The 18,818-nt window shown below is 64.8% G+C and carries 20 protein-coding genes; 8 read left to right on the top strand and 12 right to left on the bottom strand.

Annotated features, from left to right (window positions below; all coding sequences use genetic code 11):
• Nucleotides 1–180: 180 nt before the first annotated feature.
• On the bottom strand, nt 181–534 hold the full coding sequence (locus EJ068_RS28225) for a cupin domain-containing protein (protein WP_127252654.1): 354 nt from the start codon (nt 532–534) through the stop codon (nt 181–183).
• 102 nt (nt 535–636) lie between these two features.
• Here EJ068_RS28225 and EJ068_RS32850 point away from each other — a divergent pair, with 102 nt between their 5' ends.
• On the top strand, nt 637–798 hold the full coding sequence (locus EJ068_RS32850; protein ID WP_189342284.1) for a hypothetical protein: 162 nt from the start codon (nt 637–639) through the stop codon (nt 796–798).
• Nucleotides 799–1,150: 352 nt separating this feature from the next.
• On the opposite strand, the gene EJ068_RS28215 is transcribed toward EJ068_RS32850, so the two are convergent.
• A complete protein-coding gene (locus tag EJ068_RS28215) occupies nt 1,151–3,193 on the bottom strand; it encodes an AI-2E family transporter (RefSeq protein WP_245463495.1) in 2,043 nt (680 codons plus the stop codon).
• Nucleotides 3,194–3,453: 260 nt separating this feature from the next.
• Here EJ068_RS28215 and EJ068_RS28210 point away from each other — a divergent pair, with 260 nt between their 5' ends.
• From EJ068_RS28210 to EJ068_RS28200, 3 genes are all read left to right on the top strand, one after another.
• Nucleotides 3,454–3,774 carry a hypothetical protein gene (locus tag EJ068_RS28210; RefSeq protein WP_126083376.1) on the top strand — a complete coding sequence of 107 codons (321 nt, stop codon included), beginning with the start codon at nt 3,454–3,456 and terminating at the stop codon, nt 3,772–3,774.
• A gap of 228 nt (nt 3,775–4,002) precedes the next feature.
• Nucleotides 4,003–4,305 (top strand): hypothetical protein, encoded by a 303-nt coding sequence (locus tag EJ068_RS28205; RefSeq protein WP_128298335.1) that lies wholly within the window; start codon nt 4,003–4,005, stop codon nt 4,303–4,305.
• 305 nt (nt 4,306–4,610) lie between these two features.
• Nucleotides 4,611–5,858: a DUF763 domain-containing protein gene (locus EJ068_RS28200; protein ID WP_127252651.1), complete on the top strand. Its 1,248-nt coding sequence runs from the start codon at nt 4,611–4,613 to the stop codon at nt 5,856–5,858.
• 49 nt (nt 5,859–5,907) lie between these two features.
• Here the strand turns inward: EJ068_RS28200 and EJ068_RS28195 are convergent, their stop codons facing one another.
• The 5 genes from EJ068_RS28195 to EJ068_RS28175 all read right to left on the bottom strand — a co-directional run bounded on the left by EJ068_RS28195 (nt 5,908) and on the right by EJ068_RS28175 (nt 8,778).
• Nucleotides 5,908–6,423: a hypothetical protein gene (locus EJ068_RS28195; protein WP_127252650.1), complete on the bottom strand. Its 516-nt coding sequence runs from the start codon at nt 6,421–6,423 to the stop codon at nt 5,908–5,910.
• A gap of 43 nt (nt 6,424–6,466) precedes the next feature.
• Nucleotides 6,467–7,063 carry a DUF6456 domain-containing protein gene (locus EJ068_RS28190; protein WP_129554942.1) on the bottom strand — a complete coding sequence of 199 codons (597 nt, stop codon included), beginning with the start codon at nt 7,061–7,063 and terminating at the stop codon, nt 6,467–6,469.
• Between the two features lie 172 nt (nt 7,064–7,235).
• Nucleotides 7,236–7,613: a hypothetical protein gene (locus tag EJ068_RS28185; protein ID WP_126083381.1), complete on the bottom strand. Its 378-nt coding sequence runs from the start codon at nt 7,611–7,613 to the stop codon at nt 7,236–7,238.
• A complete protein-coding gene (locus tag EJ068_RS28180; RefSeq protein ID WP_128315896.1) occupies nt 7,534–8,226 on the bottom strand; it encodes a hypothetical protein in 693 nt (230 codons plus the stop codon). The genes EJ068_RS28185 and EJ068_RS28180 overlap by 80 nt, the downstream gene beginning before the upstream one ends.
• A 240-nt stretch (nt 8,227–8,466) precedes the next feature.
• Nucleotides 8,467–8,778, bottom strand: coding sequence for a hypothetical protein (locus EJ068_RS28175; protein WP_245463517.1), 312 nt, complete (start codon nt 8,776–8,778; stop codon nt 8,467–8,469).
• A 312-nt stretch (nt 8,779–9,090) separates the two neighbouring features.
• On the opposite strand from EJ068_RS28175, the gene EJ068_RS33930 reads away from it, so the two are divergent.
• Nucleotides 9,091–9,246: a hypothetical protein gene (locus EJ068_RS33930; RefSeq protein WP_189512573.1), complete on the top strand. Its 156-nt coding sequence runs from the start codon at nt 9,091–9,093 to the stop codon at nt 9,244–9,246.
• Between the two features lie 120 nt (nt 9,247–9,366).
• Here EJ068_RS33930 and EJ068_RS28165 read toward each other — a convergent pair whose 3' ends face one another.
• Both EJ068_RS28165 and EJ068_RS28160 read right to left on the bottom strand, forming a co-directional pair.
• Nucleotides 9,367–9,669, bottom strand: a complete 303-nt coding sequence (locus EJ068_RS28165; RefSeq protein ID WP_126083384.1) for a hypothetical protein — start codon at nt 9,667–9,669, stop codon at nt 9,367–9,369.
• On the bottom strand, nt 9,666–9,977 hold the full coding sequence (locus EJ068_RS28160; RefSeq protein WP_245463259.1) for a hypothetical protein: 312 nt from the start codon (nt 9,975–9,977) through the stop codon (nt 9,666–9,668). The genes EJ068_RS28165 and EJ068_RS28160 overlap by 4 nt, the downstream gene beginning before the upstream one ends.
• 80 nt (nt 9,978–10,057) lie before the next feature.
• Here EJ068_RS28160 and EJ068_RS28155 point away from each other — a divergent pair, with 80 nt between their 5' ends.
• From EJ068_RS28155 to EJ068_RS33515, 3 genes are all read left to right on the top strand, one after another.
• Nucleotides 10,058–10,702 (top strand): S24 family peptidase, encoded by a 645-nt coding sequence (locus EJ068_RS28155; RefSeq protein ID WP_127386417.1) that lies wholly within the window; start codon nt 10,058–10,060, stop codon nt 10,700–10,702.
• A 129-nt stretch (nt 10,703–10,831) separates the two neighbouring features.
• Nucleotides 10,832–15,127: a tetratricopeptide repeat protein gene (locus EJ068_RS28150; RefSeq protein WP_128314755.1), complete on the top strand. Its 4,296-nt coding sequence runs from the start codon at nt 10,832–10,834 to the stop codon at nt 15,125–15,127.
• A 292-nt stretch (nt 15,128–15,419) separates the two neighbouring features.
• Nucleotides 15,420–15,917: a hypothetical protein gene (locus EJ068_RS33515; RefSeq protein WP_245463258.1), complete on the top strand. Its 498-nt coding sequence runs from the start codon at nt 15,420–15,422 to the stop codon at nt 15,915–15,917.
• 62 nt (nt 15,918–15,979) lie between these two features.
• On the opposite strand, the gene EJ068_RS28140 is transcribed toward EJ068_RS33515, so the two are convergent.
• Genes EJ068_RS28140 through EJ068_RS28130 form a run of 3 tightly spaced genes read right to left on the bottom strand, consistent with a single transcriptional unit; the run spans nt 15,980 to nt 18,629 of the window.
• Complete coding sequence (locus EJ068_RS28140) at nt 15,980–16,993, bottom strand: ABC transporter substrate-binding protein (protein WP_127253587.1); 1,014 nt, start codon at nt 16,991–16,993, stop codon at nt 15,980–15,982.
• Complete coding sequence (locus EJ068_RS28135) at nt 16,990–17,763, bottom strand: ABC transporter ATP-binding protein (RefSeq protein ID WP_127386001.1); 774 nt, start codon at nt 17,761–17,763, stop codon at nt 16,990–16,992. The genes EJ068_RS28140 and EJ068_RS28135 overlap by 4 nt, the downstream gene beginning before the upstream one ends.
• Nucleotides 17,760–18,629 (bottom strand): ABC transporter permease, encoded by an 870-nt coding sequence (locus EJ068_RS28130; protein ID WP_127252096.1) that lies wholly within the window; start codon nt 18,627–18,629, stop codon nt 17,760–17,762. Before EJ068_RS28130 ends, EJ068_RS28135 begins: the two co-directional genes overlap by 4 nt.
• Nucleotides 18,630–18,818 lie beyond the last annotated feature (189 nt).

Genomic DNA, 18,818 nt, shown 5'->3' with positions numbered 1-18,818 from the left:
CTTTGCAACGGGGACAGAATTCTGCACCGCCGCGCTTCGCGGCGAAGGTCACGGCATGGATCCTCGGGTCAAGCCCGAGGATGACGACCGGAGGGGCGTCGGCGCCTCAATGCGCCCCCCTCTGGCCTGCCGGCCATCTCCCCCACAAGGGGGGGAGATCAGCAGTTCCGGCGCCGCGCCTCAGCCCACCACAACCACAAAATGCTTGGTCACCGGCTCGAGGATCTTCCAGGTGCCCTTGAAATCCGCCTCGACGACGAAGGCGTCGCCGGGGCCGACCTCGACCGGCTCGCCGCCGTCGGGCGTGATGATGATGCGGCCGGCGATCATGTGGACGAATTCATAGTCGGTGTAGGTGGCATGGTAGGTGCCGGGCGAGGCGCGCCAGGTGCCGGACATCACCTTGCCGTCCTCGGTGGTATGCTGCACGGCGGTCTGCATGGTCGGCCTGCCTTCGACGACGATCCAGCCCGGCAGATCGCCGGCCTCGGCATGCTCGACGGCGCCGAATTTGAGAATGGTGGGTCTGGTCATCGGATGCTCCTTCGGTTCGCCGGAATTGGCTGGCGACGGCATAGCCGATGACGGCATGCGTTGCACGCGGCGATACGACAGCGGAAGGCGATGCGGCGACGGATGCCTGGTGCCTTCAACGGGCGGCTGAAGATCCAGCGGGTTCAAATCCGCCGCGTGCATCCAGAATCAGAAAGCCCGCCGGATGGCGGGCTTTTCGGCGTCCGGCCAGATCAGGTCGGAATGGAAGATGGCGGCGTTGCAGTGATGACGCTCAGCTTTTGACGCCTGGCCAAAACAGGCTTCTCATAGGTCTTCTTCAAGGTACCCCCTTTCAAGGCTTCATAGGTCCGCATGTGCAACTTTAAAGCTGGCGCGGCCTATAAGCTGTAGCACATTAGCAACACATAACGGACGTTCCGCAGGACTTACGGCGTTAAGCGTCACTGTCCCGTTTCGGGACTGGCATCCGTCTTGCTATGAAGAGATTGCCGGTGTCCTCCCGCCGGTCCTGATCGGGGGATCAGGTTTAAATCTCGCCGGGCCTGTGGGCTTTGGGCATCAGGGTTGGCCCGGCGAGTTTTTCTTTTCCCCACCGTTTTGCCGATCCGTTACGCCACTGGCGAGCGCTCCGCCTTCACTCCGCGGCCTGCAGCTGCTTGCGGCGCGCCGGCTGTCTGCGCCGATGGCCGGCCTTGAGCGTGACGGCCGCCTTTTTGGAAAGCGCTCCGGTCACCGCGTCGACCATGCCGAATGCCACGAAGTCGGCGTTTAGAGTGGCAGCCAGTTCTGCCGCGGCCTCGACGTCGCCATTGCCGACTTCCGACCAGAAAACGATGCCCACTCGAAGCTTCGCTTTGAGGCGCTTCAGCCGACGAACCATGAAGCGCGCGTGCCGGGTGGATTGGCGGTTGAGGAAGCCGATCACGACGGCATCGATGGCTTCGAGGTCGAGGCGGCGGATCGCCAATGGCTCGAGTTCGGTAAAGCTCGCCTTCGACACCGAAGCGCCCTGCACTTCCAGCACCTGGGCCAGCATCGCGGCGGCGGCGTCGTCGAGCTCGCCGCGCCCGCCGGCGCAGAGCACTGCGATCCCCGAGCCGTCGGGCAGATCGACCTCCTCTTCCTCCACCTCGGCAGGCTTGGCTTCGCCAGGGTTTTTCTCGCTAGCCTTGTTTTTCTCGCTAGCCTTGTTTTTCTCGCCAGCCTTGCTGTCGGTTGCTTTCTCATCGGCAGCGGCCGCCTGCTCGCTCTCTTCCTCCTCAGCCTCCTGCTGGGCGCTGTCGTCGAGATTGGCGACCAGCGTCAAGGCGCTGTCGGCAAGCTGCCGGCGCTGCGCGTCATCCATGACGCCGCGCTCCCGGTCCTGCTCGCCGAGCAGCAGCGCGGGAATCGCCACCTTGCCGTAGAATTCGAACAGATACTTATCCTCCAGCATCTCCTCGGCATGGTCGGTCGCCTCGTCCGGGTCGCCGGCCAGGAGCCGCTGGTAGAGCCTGGCATGCGGCTCCAGCACCGGCTCGTTGCCGAACAGCACGTCGAGGAACTCGAACTGCGGCACGTGCCGGCCGAGCACCACCAGGCAGACGGTGAGCGGCGTCGACAGCACCAGGCCGATCGGCCCCCACAGCCAGGTCCAGAAGATCGCGGCCACGATGATGGCCAGCGGCGACAAGCCCGTATGCGAGCCATAGAGCCACGGCTCGATGACATTGCCGGTGACGAGCTCCACGACGACGAACAGCGCGGCGGTCCACAACAGCAGCGACCAGCCGGGCGCCACGGCCAAGGCGAGGAACAGCGGCAGCAGCGCGCCGATGATCGGGCCGATATAGGGCACGAAGCGCAGTGCCAGCGCCAGCAGGCCCCAAAGCAGCGCGTTGGGGATGCCGAGCACCCAGAGCCCGATGGTGATGGGCACGGCGTAGATGATGTTGACCACCAGTTGCATCAGCAGATACTGGCCGACGCGCTTGCCGGCATCCTGCAGCGCCTGCGTGGTACGATGGAGGTCGCCATAGCCGACCAGCCGGATGAAGCGGTCGCGCAGGTCCTCGCGCTCCATCAGCATGAAAATGACGACGATGATGACGAGGCCGGCGGAGCCGAGCGGGCTGAGCAGCGGGCCGATCAGGTTCTGCAGCACCTCGAGCGGCTTTTCATGCGCGACGACCTCGACCGGGATCGGCTCGCGCTTCGGCGCCTGGGCGGCCGAGGGCAACTGCGGCTCCTGGCGGTCGATCTCCTGGCCGACGCGCTCGATGACACCGCCGAGGCGCGAGATGATGCCGCCGCCGAGGCCGTTTTCCTTCAGCGCGCGGACCTTGGTCAGGATGTTGATCTGGTAGAGGGGGATGTTCTGGGCGAGGTCGCTGACCTGGGTGGCGACGACGAAGGAGAACAGCGAAAGGGCGGCGAAGGCGCCGGCGACGCTGGCGATGACAGCCGCGATGCGCGGAACCCCCGCGCGCTTCAGGGAGGACACGACAGGCGCGATGGCGAAGGTCAACAGAAGCGCGACGGCGATCGGCAGGAACACCTCGCGCCCGAAATAGAGCGCGGCCACCGTGACCACCACGCTCGCCACAGTCGGCAGCGCCGTGCGCGGATGGCCCCTGGACGCTGCGAGCAGGCCTTCCAGCCTCGGCTCCGACGCCCCGTTCCCGCGATTGGCCGCCACCATCGAGCCTCCATGCCGTCTGTCCGGCAATGATCCCAGATACTTCGCCGGCGTGCAACGCGCCGAAGCCCGGTCGGTTGCAGCTGCTCTAATAAATATCCGGGTTCATGAAGTTGCGGGGACGAAGTAAGGCGCTGGATTCGCCGCCTTGGTCCTGCCCATGCCCTGTCCGGGCTGCCAACCCTGGCAACTCGCCGGGAACATGGACCGCGCGAAATCGTTGTCTTGCCGAAGGGGCCTTGAAACTCAAGGAGGCAGCGATGAAAAAGCTTCTGCTTGCTTCGATGATCGCCATCGCCTCGGCGTTTGCGATCGCGCCGGCCAGCGCCGGCGGCGTGCAACTCGGTATCGGCATCGGTCCGGGCTATGATGACGACTACTACAACGATGACTACAGCCCATATTATCGCCATCACCGGTATTACCGGCACGTCTATGACGACGACTACTACACCCCATACCATCGTCGTTACGTGGTTCGGTATCACAACCGGTATGACGACAATTGCCGGGTCAGGATCGTGAAGCACTGGCGACATCATCACCGCGTCATTGAAAAGATCCGTATCTGCGAGCGCTGACCCGCAGCACCGGCCCAACTCCCGTGTGGGGAGATGGGCCGGACGCGACAGCAATGGCGTCGACCCTGGGCAATACCGGGTAGAACCTCTGGTCGCCGCGCCGTGGCAACGCTCCAGGCCGCTGGCGGCGGCTTTCTCCTCCTCGATACTCCGGGAAATATTAGCGATCGGGAACATAGGCCTCCCGCCGCGCGTTACCCGATAATCAGCCTTCAGGAGGAGGTTGCCATGAAAAAACTTCTACTTGCTTCGGTGATCGCAGTCGCGTCGGCGGCGTCCACGGTAGCGCCGGCGGATGCGCACGGCTTCCTCGGTCTCGGTTTCGGTCCGTTCGGCGGCTCTCCGTTCTACGGCGGTCCGATGTATGGCGGTCCGTTCTACGACTATGGCGGCCGCTACTACGGCCCGCGCTACTACGACGACTATTATCCCAGCTACTACCGGCACCACAGGTATTACTACCGGCACCACTACAGGCACCATCACAGGCACCACCACAGGCATCACCACGGGTACTATTACAAGTACTAGGCGGTGGGCGACTGGCGCACGGCAGAAGCGGCATTGACCAGACGCAAGCGTGGCCGCGCTTCGCGGTCGTCATCCTAGGGCGGAGCAAGGAGCGAAGCGACGCGCGCAGACCCTAGGATCCGTGCAGTGCTGCCACGGCGCAGAATTCTGATCCGTGGCATTCCTCGGCCCACGTCACGGCATGGATCCTTGGGTCAAGCCCAAGGATGACGAAGATGGTTTGGGCCTCTTTCGCCAGCTTCGCGCAGCGCCTTGCAAATCCCCGCCAAAATGCCATCTAAATCACCGGCATCCAGGAGAATCACGTGACGCAGCGAAGCGGCAGCGCCGACCTGCCGCTGCATGGCGGGCGGGTCCCGAAATGGCTGGGCGAGCGCATGACCAAGCTCGGCGCGGTGCTGTGCGAGGCGATCATCCACCATTACGGCCGCGACGAGCTTTTGCGGCGGCTGGCGCATCCCTTCTGGTTCCAGTCCTTCGGCGCCGTGATGGGCATGGACTGGCATTCCTCCGGCATCACCACTTCCGTCATCGGCGCGCTGAAGCGCGGGCTGAACCCGATGGCCGGCGAGCTCGGCATCCATGTCTGCGGCGGGCGCGGCGCGCATTCGCGCAAGACGCCGGGCGAATTGCTGGCCATCGGCGAGCATGTCGGCCTGGACGGCGATGCGCTTGCCACCGCCAGCCGGCTGGTCGCCAAGGTGGACAGCGCCGCCGTGCAGGACGGCTACGACCTCTATCTGCACGGCTTCATCGTCGCCGATGACGGGCGCTGGGTGGTGGTGCAGCAGGGCATGAACGGCGATGCCCGCCAGGCGCGCCGCTATCACTGGCTGTCGGAAGGCTTGACCAGCTTCGTCGACCAGCCGCATGCCGCAATCGAAGGCGAGCGCCAGGGCGAGATCGTCAACCTGACCGACCGGCGCGCCGAAAAAGCCCGCGGCAGCCAGGTCGAGTTGCTCAAGACCATGAGCCCGGAAAAGATCCTGAACGAGCTTGCCGTGCTGGAGCCGCGGCCCGAGCCTGAACCGGCCGCGCAGCCGATGCTGCCTAACCTCATCATGCCCGCGCATCACGACGTGCGCGAGAGCGACATCGTCATGCGCCGCCTGCACGGCAACATCGCCTCGGCCATCGAAAGCGGCCCCAAGGATTTCCCCGAGCTGCTGCTCGTCCCCGGCGTCGGCCCGCGCACGGTGCGGGCTTTGGCCATGGTCTCGGAAGTGGTGCACGGCGCGCCCTACCGCTTCTCCGACCCGGCACGCTTCTCGCTCGCCCACGGCGGCAAGGACCGCCACCCCTTCCCCGTGCCGCTGAAAGTCTATGACGAGACGATCTCCGTGCTGAAATCAGCGGTGGGAAAGGCCAAGCTCGGGCGCGGCGAGGAGCTGGAGGCGCTGCGAAGGCTGGATGGGGAGTCGCGCCGGATGGAGCGGTATGTGACCGGGCCGAGCTTGAAGGAGATTGTGGCAGGGGAGATGGAGCAGTCGCATCTGCTGGGTGGAAGGAGTGTGTTTGGGTGGGAGGGGCCTGCGGGCGATAAGTTGGAATAGTGCAAAATCGTGGGAACGACTCTTGCGCGCTGCCTGCTTCACCTCACGTTTAAATGGAGCGATTGGCTATCGCTTTCGCCTCAGCCGCCCAAGAAAGAAAGCTACTTAGAAACTCTTCCGAGACATCAATTTTCTGATCACTCCATCGGAAGCTTTTGTCTTCGGCAGACAGGCCGTAGTGAATGGTGCGTTCGTTCCCAGCTTCTTCGATCTTCTTCAGTGCGTTCTTTCGCGAGCCGTAGAGCCGATCTTCAATATGCTCGAAATGACCCCTTGCTCTCTTGTATGCTGAGAGATCCAAAGCCCCAACATGGCTAGCCATTTCGGCGCCCAAGACATTTGACGCTAAGACAATTCCATCCTTCACTCTGTCGATAGCGATTAGAAAAAAGTGCAACTCTACCAACGCGCGTTTGTATCTCTTCTGCCGCCACGCATCGAACATCAAAGCATGTTGTCGTTCGACAGCTTCGAGGTATCTGTCGACTAAGCCTAGGCCATCGTGCAGCTGACCAGTTGGGTCTGCAGTTAGGTAAGCAAGCAGTTGCTCAGTTTCGTCGTTCATGGGGTAAACAATAACGCCTTGAGTGACATATACTAGGCCACCTTCACCCCGCCTTCCTCCCCATCATCCCGTAGTGCACCGCCAACAAATCCAGCCCGACCTTCAGCAGCTTCACCACTACATCCCTTCCCTCGCCGCTACGCTCGGCGATGGCCTTCACCGACTGGCCTTCGAGGCAAGTCTTGCGCACCACCTCCGCCACCTCCCAATGGGCGAGCGCGGCGGCTGCATGGGCATGCGCCCGGCCGGCTGAGAGGACGCGGTCGGGGACGCCGCCGCCGACGCGGCTGGCGTCAACGCGTTCGCTCCAGGATTGCGGCTGCAGGCCGTGCCGGGCGGCGCGCTCGAAATCGTCGCGAAAGCGCTGGCCGGCCTCGCGCTGCTGGCGCGTCAGCGAGGTGATGCCGGTGAGCGGGTCGACATTGCGCAGGCGCACGATGCCGCCGGTGGAGGTGTAGCCGCCGTTCGACACTTCGTAGACGCGGCGCGCCTCGGCCGTGCCAGCGGTCAGCCGCTGGCGGCCGAAGGCGTCCTGCTTGAGGGCGAAGTCATGGCCGACCTCGCGGCGGATGCGCACCTGCGCGGCCTCGCCCTTGGGAAGCTTTGGGGGTTGGGGTTTCTTTGAGGGCTTGCGGGGCATGGGTGCGGTCCTTTGTGGGGTGGGACGTTGCAGAACTTGGGTTCCTCGCCCCCGCAACGCGGGGGAGAGGTGGCCGCGAAGCGGACGGAGAGGGGGGACGCCCTCCGCGAAGCCAATGGCGTACGGTGGGTGTTCTCGTTCGGCTTCGCGTGTGATGCGAGGTGCCGGGTTCTCAGCCGGCTTTGATTTCGCGGAGGGCGTCCCCCTCTCCGTCGCGGCTTCGCCGCGCCACCTCTCCCCCGCATTGCGGGGGCGAGGAACTGGCGCCTAGCTGGACACTCCGCTTCGCCGTCAGCTCCCGCATCAGCCGCCTCTCGCGCACTTCGATGGAAAGCTGGGCGCTCGACGGGCAGAACTGGGCGTTGGCCATCTTGGCCTCGCCGCGAATGAAGCGCCGGATCGCGGCCTCGACGTCTTGAAGCTCGGCATCCTGCACGGCGGCCAGATAGCCGCGCAGCTGCATCTCGGCGTCAGCCAGCGCGGACTGCGGGAAGCAGGAAAACATCGCGGCTAGCGCCTTCGCCGCCTGCTGCAATTCGGCTGCAGTCATTGATCTCCTCGATGATTGCGTTGGCGGCATCGACATGGGTTTTGCGCCCACGCCATTTTTGTCCGGGCGCGGCCGGGCAATCCGAAACTGCTTTTCCATTCCTGTTCCGCGAAGCGGAGGAAGAAAACGCCGGGGCGTTTTCTTTTGATGGATCGATGGATTGTGGACTCTGGAAGTCTGGACTCTGGGGCTTATCGCCCGCCTTATCCCCGGCCCTTGCCCGCCGCTTATCCGGGGGCGAAAAAGCCCTTTCCTTCGAAAGGCTTGGGTTGCCGCCCTTCAAGCCGTTCTTGCGCGCCGCGCGCGCCTTGCGGGCGTCGGCGATCATGCGTCGGGAATAGATGCGGCCGTGGCGATCGCGCGAGAAGACGCGGTTGCCTTCCAGTTCGGAAAGCAGCGCGCCAAGCTCCCCCTCCGCACAGCCGGCAAGGCGGGCAAGGGCCGTCTCCTCCAGCCCCTTGCCGGCGATCGCGACATAGCCGATGGGCTCGTGCGCGGCGGCAATGCACAGCATGCGCATCCAAAGGCCCTGCGCCGCGAGCGAGCACAGCCGCAGGTTCGGATCGGACTCCCAGTCCGACCAGAAGAATTTCGACCAGATCGTGCCGCTCATGGGGTGGGCTCGGTGGCGGGGCATTGGCGATTGGCCAATCTCCCCCTTGTGGGGGAGATGTCCGGCAGGACAGAGGGGGGCGCTGTCCCGCCAGCCTATCGGCGTTTGGGATCCTTACCCCACCACAACAAACCATAGCGAAAGGCAGTTCTGAGACGTCGCGTTCCTTCGCGCCCCCCTCTGCCCTACCGGGCATCTCCCCCACAAGGGGGGAGATTGGCAGCTCCGGTCTCCCGCCCATCACATCCCCCTCCCGCGATGGCCGTGAAACCTGGCGTGGTGGTGCGCGCAGTAGGAGCGCGTCGCCGACGTCGGCAGGCCGCAGCAGAGCATGTCCGGACCCGGGCGCGCGCCGAGCGGATCGGCTTCGGCATCCTCGCGCAGCGCGAGGTCGAGCGGGGCGCGGCAGCGGCCGAACAGGCAGTCGAGGAAGCGCATGGCCGCGACATGCGGCTGGCGGCCGGGGTTTTTCGCCGGCGGCGGCGCGAGGAGCTTGTAGAGATGGGCTTCGGATTTCTGGCGCTCGCCCGGCGCAAGCCAGGACGGCGGCAAGGTGCGCGCCGGCTGCGGGGTTTGGGTTTTTTGGGAGCGCGGGCGGTGGTGGGGGCCGTCTGTGTGGTGATGCCATAGGCGGACAGGTCGGCGGGACAGCGCCCCCCTCTGTCCTGCCGGACATCTCCCCCGCTAGGGGGGAGATTGGCGGTTGCGCCGCCGGCGCCTTCCACGAACTCGGCGAATCTGGAAAGCGCGGCCGGCTCGGAGAGCCCTCCAATCACCGTCCTGCCTCGCCTTCCTGGACGATCCGGCCGGGCATGCTTCCTCGGCCTGCCGCCGGCGCGGCCGCCCTTCGGGTTGGCGAAGCCGATGGCGCGCAAGCCGGCATTGCGGTGGACGATGCCGATGATGGCGTTGCGCGAGACCGGGGCGCCGCGCAGCGCGCTGAAGCGGCCGGCGATGCGCGAGGCCGAAAGCCCCTCCTTCAGCCAGGCGGCGATCTCGTCGATTTCCTTTTCGGTATAGGCGGCTGCCATCTTCTCATTCCGTCGATTGCTAGGGGCGTGGGCTTGGGAAGCGCCGGGCTCGGCCCAAGCGCCAGGGTTCGGCCACGAGGCCGTCGGTGGGGTTCGGAAAAGGTCGGGATCAGGCGGGGCGTGCTGCCCCTTCCAGCTCGCGAAGCCTGGCTTCAGCCGCCGCCCGCGTCAGGCCCGACACCGCCCGGCCCGACGCGCGGTCGAACAGGATGACGGTGCCGTCCTCGGTGCGGATGCAGCTTATGCCCGGATTGGGGGCCGGAGCCGGGGGAGGAACGGCTCCGGCCGTTCCGGTGAACCGGGGTGCGGGCGGTTCGACCGGATCCGGGGCAAGCGCCCCGGAATGCGCCCGGACCGGGGAGGAAGACAGTCCGGACGATTGGAATTCCAATGGTGAGGGCAGCGCGTTCATGCCGCCTCCCCTCGCATGACGGCCGCGCGTTGCATGGCCGCGCGGCCGGCCAGCCATTCGTAGCTGACGCCGGCAATGCCCAGCCGTCGGCTCGCCGCCACCACATGCGGCCAGTGTTGCGGCGCGATGCGGCCGCGCCGGCGCATCTGACGCGCCGCCTCGTAGCCGCAGCCGACCTCGGCGGCGAAAGCGCCGATGCTGCCCCAGCGGTCGATAAGCCCCGAGATATTGGTGGGCAGTCCCGGGATGCTCGTGGGCTGCGCCGGAATCACCGGTAATGCGGAAAGGCTTGCGGGATGCTCATTCATGCGCTAAGCGTACGTTATGTACGAATTACGCGCAAGCTAAATCGTACAGTTTGGACGATAAATTTCAGGCATTTTGTACGATGATGGATTCACGGCACAGATTGCAGCAGGCGCGCGCCCAGGCCGGCTATGCCTCGCCCAGCGATGCCGCGCGGGCGCTGCGCGACATCAACAAGAACACCCTCATCAGCCATGAGAACGGCAACCGGCCGCTGTCGCGGAAAGCCGCCGAGAAATACGGCCGGTTGTTCGGCGTCGACCCCGGCTGGCTGCTGTTCAATGGCAGTTTGGGGGGCGATGGCGCCGAAGCGGCGCCGGTCAATCTCATCCCCTCGCCCGTCACCATAGACGTGCCGATCGTGTCGTGGATCAGCGCCGGCGAGCTCGGCAGCCAGGACAGCGTGGTCAACCTCTCCGACTATCCGACGATCCCCACCGCCGACCTCGAGGAAGGCGAATGGATCGCGCTGCGCGTCGACGGCCCGTCGATGAACAAGATCTCGCCGCCGGATTCGATCATCTTCGTAAATTTGCGCGACAAGCGGCTGGTGACCAATGGCTGCTATGTGATCTCGGACGAGACGGGACGGGCCACCTACAAACGCTATCGCCCGAACGACAACCCGCCGTTCCAGCCGGCTTCCTACCTGGATATCCCCCCGCCGGAACTGGAGGGCGCGATCACCATCATCGGCCGGGTGAGAAGGTCGATAATCGATATGTGAGGGTGGATCCCCTCGACGGGAGACCGACTTCGGCGGTCGCTACAATTTCTGCTTGCATTTTGGAACAAAGACAGAACTATATAGGAATTGCAGCCGCGGTCGCGGCAACTCCGGGGGGAGGTTCAAACCATGTCTCGCCGTGCCGGCGCGGTCTCGCGCATATTCGTCGCCGTGCTCTCACATGGGCTGGCGTTGGCAGGGCTGACGGTGCTTTGCGCGCTCGCCGCGCCCGCGTCCGCCGTTGCTGGGGACTATGCCCTTTGCTTCGGCGACGAAAGCGGCGGTCAGGGCAGTGACCAAAAGGAAGCGAATGTCGACCAGGCCGCGGTCGATCAGCGCATCGCCGCCTGCACGGCGATTGCCGAAGACGATACGCAAGCGCAGCGCCAGCGGATCAAGGCCTATTTCTATCGGGGCTCCGCCCGGGACGACAAGGAGGATTGGGACGGCGCGATTGCCGATTACAACCAGGCGATCGCGCTCGATCCAAAGGCGACCTCGGCGCTGTTCAACCGCGGCACCGACTGGTCCAACAAGGGCGATTACGACCGCGCGATCGCGGACTTCAACATCGTCATCAGCCTCGAACCGTCCGCCAGCGACGCCTTTTCCAGCCGCGGCTCGGCCTTCCTTCGCAAGGGCAAGATCGACGCGGCCATGCTCGATTTCCAGCAGGCGATCGAGGCCGATCCGCAAAACGGTGACGCCCATACGGGCCTCGGCACCGCCTGGAGCAAGACGGGCGAACGCGACAAGGCGATTGCGGAATATGACAAGGCGATCCGCATCGATCCGGGCGATTTCATCGCGCTGGTCAATCGCGGCCTCGCCTACGCCGCCAAGGACGAGTTCGACCGCGCCATTGCCGATTACGACGCCGCGCTGGCCGTGGATCCCAGGAGCGCCGATGCCTATGCCAACCGTAGCGCCGCCTGGATCGGCAAGAGCGACTGGGCGCGCGCCATCGTCGATGCCAACAAGGCGATCGAGCTCGACGCGGGGATGGTCGACGGCTACTACGCCCGAGCCGTCGCCTGGGCGAGCAAGGACAACGACGATCGCGCCCTTGCCGATTTCGACAAGGCGATCGCGCTCGATGCAACCGGGGCCAGGGCGTGGCTCGGCCGGTCGCTGATGCGATCACGCAAAGGCGACAGTGCCGGCGCCGCGGCCGACTGCCGCAAAGCCATCGCGCTCGATCCGAAGAAGATTGGCAGTTGCGATTCGGGGCCAGCCGACGCCGAGGTGCCTGTGGCGGAAACGGCGTCCAAGCCGGATCTTTCCTCTTTGGCCAAGCAGTTGGAGGCCACCGGCAAGGAAGTTCGTTCAAAACTTGCTGCCGGGGAGATCAGACGAGGGCTGGAGCTGCAGCAACAGGGCGACCTTGCAGGGGCGATCAATTCCTTCAGCATGGCCATCGCAGAGGACCCCGATAACGCCGACGCTGTTTACGACAGGGCGGCGGCAGCGGCCGCAAACGGGGATGACACCCTTGCCGCGAGCGACTGCCGGCGCGCTGTCGAACTCGACCCGCAACGCGCCGGCGCCTGCGCCGCGCTCATGGCCGGCCGGCAAACCGTTGCGGCCGCCACGACACAGGACCAGGCTGCCCAGGATCAGGCCGCCGCCAGGATACTGGTCGAACGCGCCGGCGCGCGGCTGGCGAAATACGGCGTCGACGGCGCGCTGCTCGATTTCGACAAGGCAATCGGCCTCGATCCCAAAAATGCCGACGCCTATCTCGGCCGCAGCCGCGCCAGGACGCTCAAGGGCGACAAGGCCGGCGCGGCGGAGGATTGCCGGCGCGCCGTGGAGCTGGATCCCGCGCGATCGGGAAGCTGCGACGAGCAGGCTGCCGGCGATGAGGACAAAGCTGAACAGGCGCAGGACTTGGAGCAGTCGAAGGCGGCGGACGCCGTTGTCGCTCCGGCTGACACCGCGGCTTCGGCCGAGCCAGGTGCGAGTGACGATCTTTCGCCTGCCGATCCGAAGTTGGCGAAGCTTATCGACACCAGCGATCCCCGCGTCCTGGTCGCGGTGGCCAAGGGCGACAGCCTCTTGCACGAAGAAAACTATGACGAAGCGATTGAGGCCTATGAAGAGGCCATCGCGATCGATCCCGAGAGCCCGCTCGCCTATTTCGGACGAGGCAAGGCCTTTGATGGTAAGAAGGATTTTGCCCGCGCCATCGCCGATTTCGACAAGGCCATCGCCATTATTCCCGACGTCGCCGCGCCGCTTACGCGCCGTGGTCTGGCCAAGGGCGCGGCGGGCGACGCGGACGGCGCGCTTGACGATTGCATCAAAGCTATCAGGCTCGACCCGAAAGCAAGCCGCGCCTTCTTCTGTACTGGAGCGGCCTGGTACGGCACCGGAGACCCGAAGCGGGCGATCGAGGCCTTTTCATCGGCGATCAAGATCGATCCGAAAGACGCCGCCAGCTATTATGGACGCGGCATGGCGCAGGTCGACGCCAAAAACTACGCCGATGCCATTGCCGACTTCGACCAGGCGGCCAAACTAGACCCGCACAATCCAAACTACGCCGCCGCGCGCAAGGCGGCCACGGCCGCGCAGCAGAAAGGCGGCATGGGCGGTAATTCGATCATGCCATCCTCGAAGGAACTCGCGGCTTTCGTCGATCGCGGCTATGCGTTCTACCACAAGGGCAAATATGATCGTGCGATCGCCGAATTCAACAAGGCGATGGCGATCGATCCGCAAGATGCCTCACCCTATGTCGGACGGGCCATCGCGCTTGTCGACAAAGGCAAGTACGACGCGGCGATCAAGGACTACAACAAGGTCATCGGACTCTACCCCGACTATTCGGACGCTTACATCGGTCGCTCCGTCGCGTGGACCAAAAAGAACCAACCGGATCGCGCCATCGCCGATTTGAGCCGGGCGATCGAACTCGACGCCAATGACGCTCAGGCCTATTTCGGGCGCGGCGGCGCCTTTGCCGCCAAGGGCGACTACGACCGGGCGATCGCCGATTTCGACCAGGCGCTGAAGCTCGATCCGAAGATGAGCCTTGCCCACAAGGGCCGGGAACTGGCACTGGCGGCGAAAGGCAAGGTCGCAGCCTCGCAACCAACCGGCCGGCTTCGGAACAAGACAGCGGAAGACGCTATCGAAGCGGGCGATATCTGGCGCACTCAAAACCAACTCGACCGCGCCCTCGAGCAGTACGGCATTGCGATCGCCGCCGACCCATCCAATGCCCGCGCCCATACCTTGCGCGGCTTCACCTATACGCTGAAGGGCGATTCCGACCGGGCGTTGGCCGACCACAACAAGGCAATAGAGCTCGATCCCAAGTCTACCGACAGCTATTTCTATCGTTCTCTCATCTGGCGACAGAGGGGCAAGATCGACCGCGCCATCGCGGATCTGACCACCATCATTTCGTTGCAACCGAACAATGTCGACGCCTATGTGCTGCGCAGTCGAGCCCGAGCCGTAAAGCACGATTGCGAGGGCATCATCGCCGATTCGACAAAGGCGATCGGACTGAAGCCAACGAATGCCGAAGCATGGTTCAACCGCGGATTCTGCTGGAACAGGAAGAAGCAATACGACCGCGCCATCGCGGATTTCGATGAAACCTTGCGTCTCGATCCAAACTACACCAATGCCCGCAAGGAGCGCGACGATGCGGCCGCGGCGAAGGCTTCATACAAGTCAACGACTGCCGACGCGGCGGCGGTGGACGACGACACCAAGAGCGGCATAGCCCTATACAACAAGGGTCAATACGATCTTGCAATCGCGAAATTCGACCATGCGATAGCGCTCGATCCCCACAACGCCGAGGCTTTTGGGTATCGCGGTCTCGCGTGGGGGCAGAAGGACAATTACGATCGGGCCATAACGGACTATGGCAGCGCGATCGCGATCGAGCCAAAGAACAGCAGCTATTATTCCGCTCGCGCTTTCGCTTGGACAGCCAAGAACGACCATAAACGTGCCATCGACGATTTCGGCAAGGCGATCGAGTTCGATTCCACCTATGCCTCGAACTTTCATGGTCGAGGCATCAGCCGAATGATCATCGGGGATTACGATGGCGCGATCGCAGACTATGGCAAGGCCATCGAACTCGATCCGAACGTTGCCAAGGTGCATGTCGATCGTGGAATTTTGTGGGTAGTCAAAGGCGACTTGAAGCAAGCCCAGGCCGACTTTGAGACGGCTATCCAGATCGACCGGAACAGCCCCGGCGGCTACTACGGCAGAGGCCTTCTGCGGGCGCGAGCGGGCGACCAGGACGGGGCAATCACCAGCTTCAATCAAGCCATCAAGCTTTACCCCAGATATGCAGATGCTTACACCGCCCGAAGCCTGGCTTGGGCAGCCAAGGGCGATTTGAAACGCGCCGAGGCCGACCGCAAGAAGGCGCTGACCCTCGGGGGAAATTGAACGGGGATCGGGAGGGCCGGCGAATGTCACCTTGGAAATGGTTGCAAGTGGTGGCGGTCATCCCCGTGAGCATCGTTGGGGCTGACGTGATGCCAACGATGTTCGGCGGCGGACATCACCACTATCAGTCTGTGGCGATGCCGCCCCGGGCGCTGACCACCGCCGACATCGATGCCGAGATCCGGAAGCAGAATCTCGGGATCTTCGAGGCCATCGCCCGGGAATTTCCGGACGACTACGATGCGATGCTGCGTAAGATACTGCCGCGGCCCAGGCTGGAAACCAAACAGAAGTGCGCAATATCAGCAGGCAGGCGGTCGCCGATCTCAGGCATAGATACGCGCCGCTCCTGCCCACGACCCCCGACAGCAATGCTTCGGAAGTGCTTTCGGCGCAGCTTGACATGCTCAATCATGTCATGGCGCGCGAAACGCCGGCCACCTGCAACAATTACCTGCGCAACGGGCCGGACGCGATCAGCGCGCCCGGCCACGATTTCCTGGCTGACCTGGACAGAATCGGCGGCACGCTGTTCCGCGCCTACGGCGCCGCCAAAAGAAGCCGCCTGCCGGCGGCTGTGCCCAGCGATCAGGATTGGTCGCTGGTCGCCGACGTTTTCACAAAAATCGGCGGCACGCCGGCCGAGATGGAGGCTATCTCAAACGCCAACCAGGACTTTCCAGGCCTGTGTCCGGCCATGGCGAAATTCTATGAGGCCGCCCTGTTGCTGCAAGGCGAAGCTGGGTGGCACATCAAAACCGCGCTCCTTCGCGCCATCGTCGAGAATTAGGCTCCGCACCGGATTCCCGGCAAGGTTCCGGCGCAAAGTCGTGTTCCCTCGGCGCTTGGCGCCTACCCCACCAGAAACTCGTTCGTGAAATACGCCGCCAGATCCGGTTTGTCCTTCAGCGCCTTGCCGTTGCCATCCAGCAATATCCCCGAGGCAAACAAATACCCGCCCATCGCTTCCATCTTGGCCTTGTCCATGGTGCCGATGGCGCCGGCCGCACTTTTCAGGAAATGGCCGTCGTTGAGCGCCTTCAGCGATGCATCGATCAGCGCCGGGTTGGTGAGCGTGTCCTGGTTGGCGGCGACCAGCAGCTCGCCTGCCTCATTCGCGTGGTCGACGGCGAAGGCATAGCCGGCCCGCGTCGCCTGGACGAAGGCGGCGGCGGCCTTTGGATTGGTGGCGAGGAAGGCGTTGCTGGAAACGATCAGCGTCGTGTGCTCGTCCGGCACGCCGTAATCGGCGTAGCGGAAGCTGCGCTGCTTGAGGCCTTTCAGCTCGGCCTCGACGCCTTCCCAGGTCGAGACTTCCAGCGTGAAATCGACCGCGCCATTGGCCAGCGCCTCGTAAGCCGAGGTGCCCAGCGTCACGGTCGAAAAGTCGCCCTTGCCGCCGTCCTGGCGGATGATGGTCTGCAACAGCGCGTTCTCCCAGGCACTGCCGAAGCCGCCATAGGTCAGGCCGTCGAGATTCTTCGGGCTTTTGATGGCGGCGCGGTCGGCGTTGAAGACGACGCGGCCGGTTTCCGACTGGACGACGGCATAGACTGCCTTCAGGTCGGCGCCGGCGCTTTTCTGGGTGAACAGGCCGAGCGACCCCGAAATGCCGAAATCGGCAACGCGGTTGGCGACCAGCGCGCCCGAGCCGGTGTCGCCATAGGGCAGGATTTCGACGTCCAGCCCCGCGTCGCGGTAAAAGCCTTTGTCGCGGGCGACGAACAGGCCGATATGGTTGGTGTTGACGGTCCAGTCGAGCGCGACGGTGATTTTTTGCGCGGCGGCCCGGGCACGCGTGACGGCCCCGGCAAAGGGCAGGCTGGCGGCCAGGACCAGCGCCTGGCGGCGGGTGAATTCGGTCATCGGGGTTCTCCATCGGATGGTCGGGAAATCGGATCGGCGGCGCCGAGCAAAGTGTCGAGGATGCCCGCCTCGATCGCGGCCGCCTCGCGGGCGAGCGCGGCGCTTTCGGTGCGCGGGCGCGGCAGCGGCACCGCCACCTCACGCACCACGCGCGCGGGCCGCGCCGAAAGCACATAGATGCGGTCGGACAGAAGCACCGCCTCGCGCACGTCATGGGTGATCAGCAGCGCGGTCCAGTGGTGGCTTCGCCACATGCCTTCGAGCCAGCGCTGCATCGCCGCCCGGGTCAGGGCGTCGAGCGCGCCGAAAGGCTCGTCGAGCAACAGCATGTCGCGCTGCTGCACCACGGTGCGCAGCAGGGCGGCGCGCTGGCGCATGCCACCCGACAGCTCGGCCGGCCAGGCGCGCTCGAAGCCGGCAAGGCCGAACTCGGCGAACAAGGGCGCCACGCGCTCGCGCGCGGCCCGGCGCGTCATGCCCTGCACTTCAAGCCCCAGCGTGGCGTTGTCGATGACGCGACGCCACGGCATCAGCGCGTCGCGCTGCGGCATGAAGGCGAAGCGGGCGCCATCGAGCGGCGCGCCGTCGAAGCGCATCTCGCCCTCGCCCCGGATCGCGCCCGTGAGGAGCTGGAACAGCGTCGACTTGCCGGCGCCGGAGGGGCCGAGGATCGATACGAACTCACCTGCGCCGACATCGAGCGAAACGCCGGCCAGAACCTCGAGCGCGCCGAAGCTTTTGCGCACATCGCGGAGCTCGAGCCGGGTCATGGCCGGCGCTCGGAGGCATCGGCCTTGCGGTCGGCCCTCTCCCAGGGCATGGCGAGGCGCTGGACGAGAACAGCCAGACCAAACAACGCCAGCGTCAGCGTCGAGCTGACGGCAACGGCGGCAAGCACGAGGTCGGGCCGAAAGTTGTTCTTGGCGCTGAGCATGTAGATGCCCAGCCCCTTCGCGGCGCCCGCATATTCGGCGAAGATCGCGCCGACCACCGCATAGGTGATGGAGATGCGCAGTCCGGTGAAGAAATAGGGCATCGCCGACGGCAGCCGCGCCAGCCAGAATATGCGCCAGCGCCCTGCCCCCATGGCGGCAAGCATCTGGCTGATTTCGGCGCTTGTCGCGGCATAGCCTTCGACCAGCGCCACCATCATCGGGAAGACGGTGACCAGCGCGACCAGCAGGATCTTCGGCAAGAGGCCGAAGCCGAACCACAAGACCACCAGCGGCGCGATCGCCACCAACGGCAAAGTCTGGCTGGCGATCAGCAGCGGAAACAGCGCGCGGCGCAGCGGGGCCAGGAAGTCGACTAGCGCCGAAAGCACGAAGGCGGCGGCGAGCGAGCAGGCGAAGCCGGCAAGCGTGGCGCGGATGGTGGGCAGCGTGTTTTCGGCAAGTGCCGCGCGGTTTTGCCAGGCTTGCGCCAGCACGCGGGTGGGCGCCGGAAGCACGGTAGGCGCGATGCCGCCGAGACGGGCGTAGAACTCCCAAGCGAGGAGCAGCAACGTAAACGCGAGGGCGGCGGGAGCGATTTTGGCGAAGGTCGCCGTGAGAGCCAATCTCCCCCCTTGTGGGGGAGATGTCCGGCAGGACAGAGGGGGGCGCGAAGGAACGCCTCCCTGCGAAACTTGCCCCATAGCATCCGACGAAGGCTGCGCTTGCGAACGCCTGACATGCCGGCGGGACAGCGCCCCCCTCTGCCTTGCCAGGCATCTCCCCCACAAGGGGGGAGATTGGCCTTCACCTCGGCTTTCGCCAATCGCCGAAGGCTGCGCTCCCTCTTCAGAGAGGCGGTCAGATATGGGGCCCTCTCCCCCATGCAATAG

The organism is Mesorhizobium sp. M2A.F.Ca.ET.043.02.1.1 (assembly GCF_003952405.1).
In the GTDB taxonomy this organism is placed as follows: Bacteria; Pseudomonadota; Alphaproteobacteria; order Rhizobiales; family Rhizobiaceae; genus Mesorhizobium.
The sequence above is the reverse complement of the archived record's forward strand: the minus strand, read 5'-3'. Positions and strand labels throughout refer to the sequence as shown.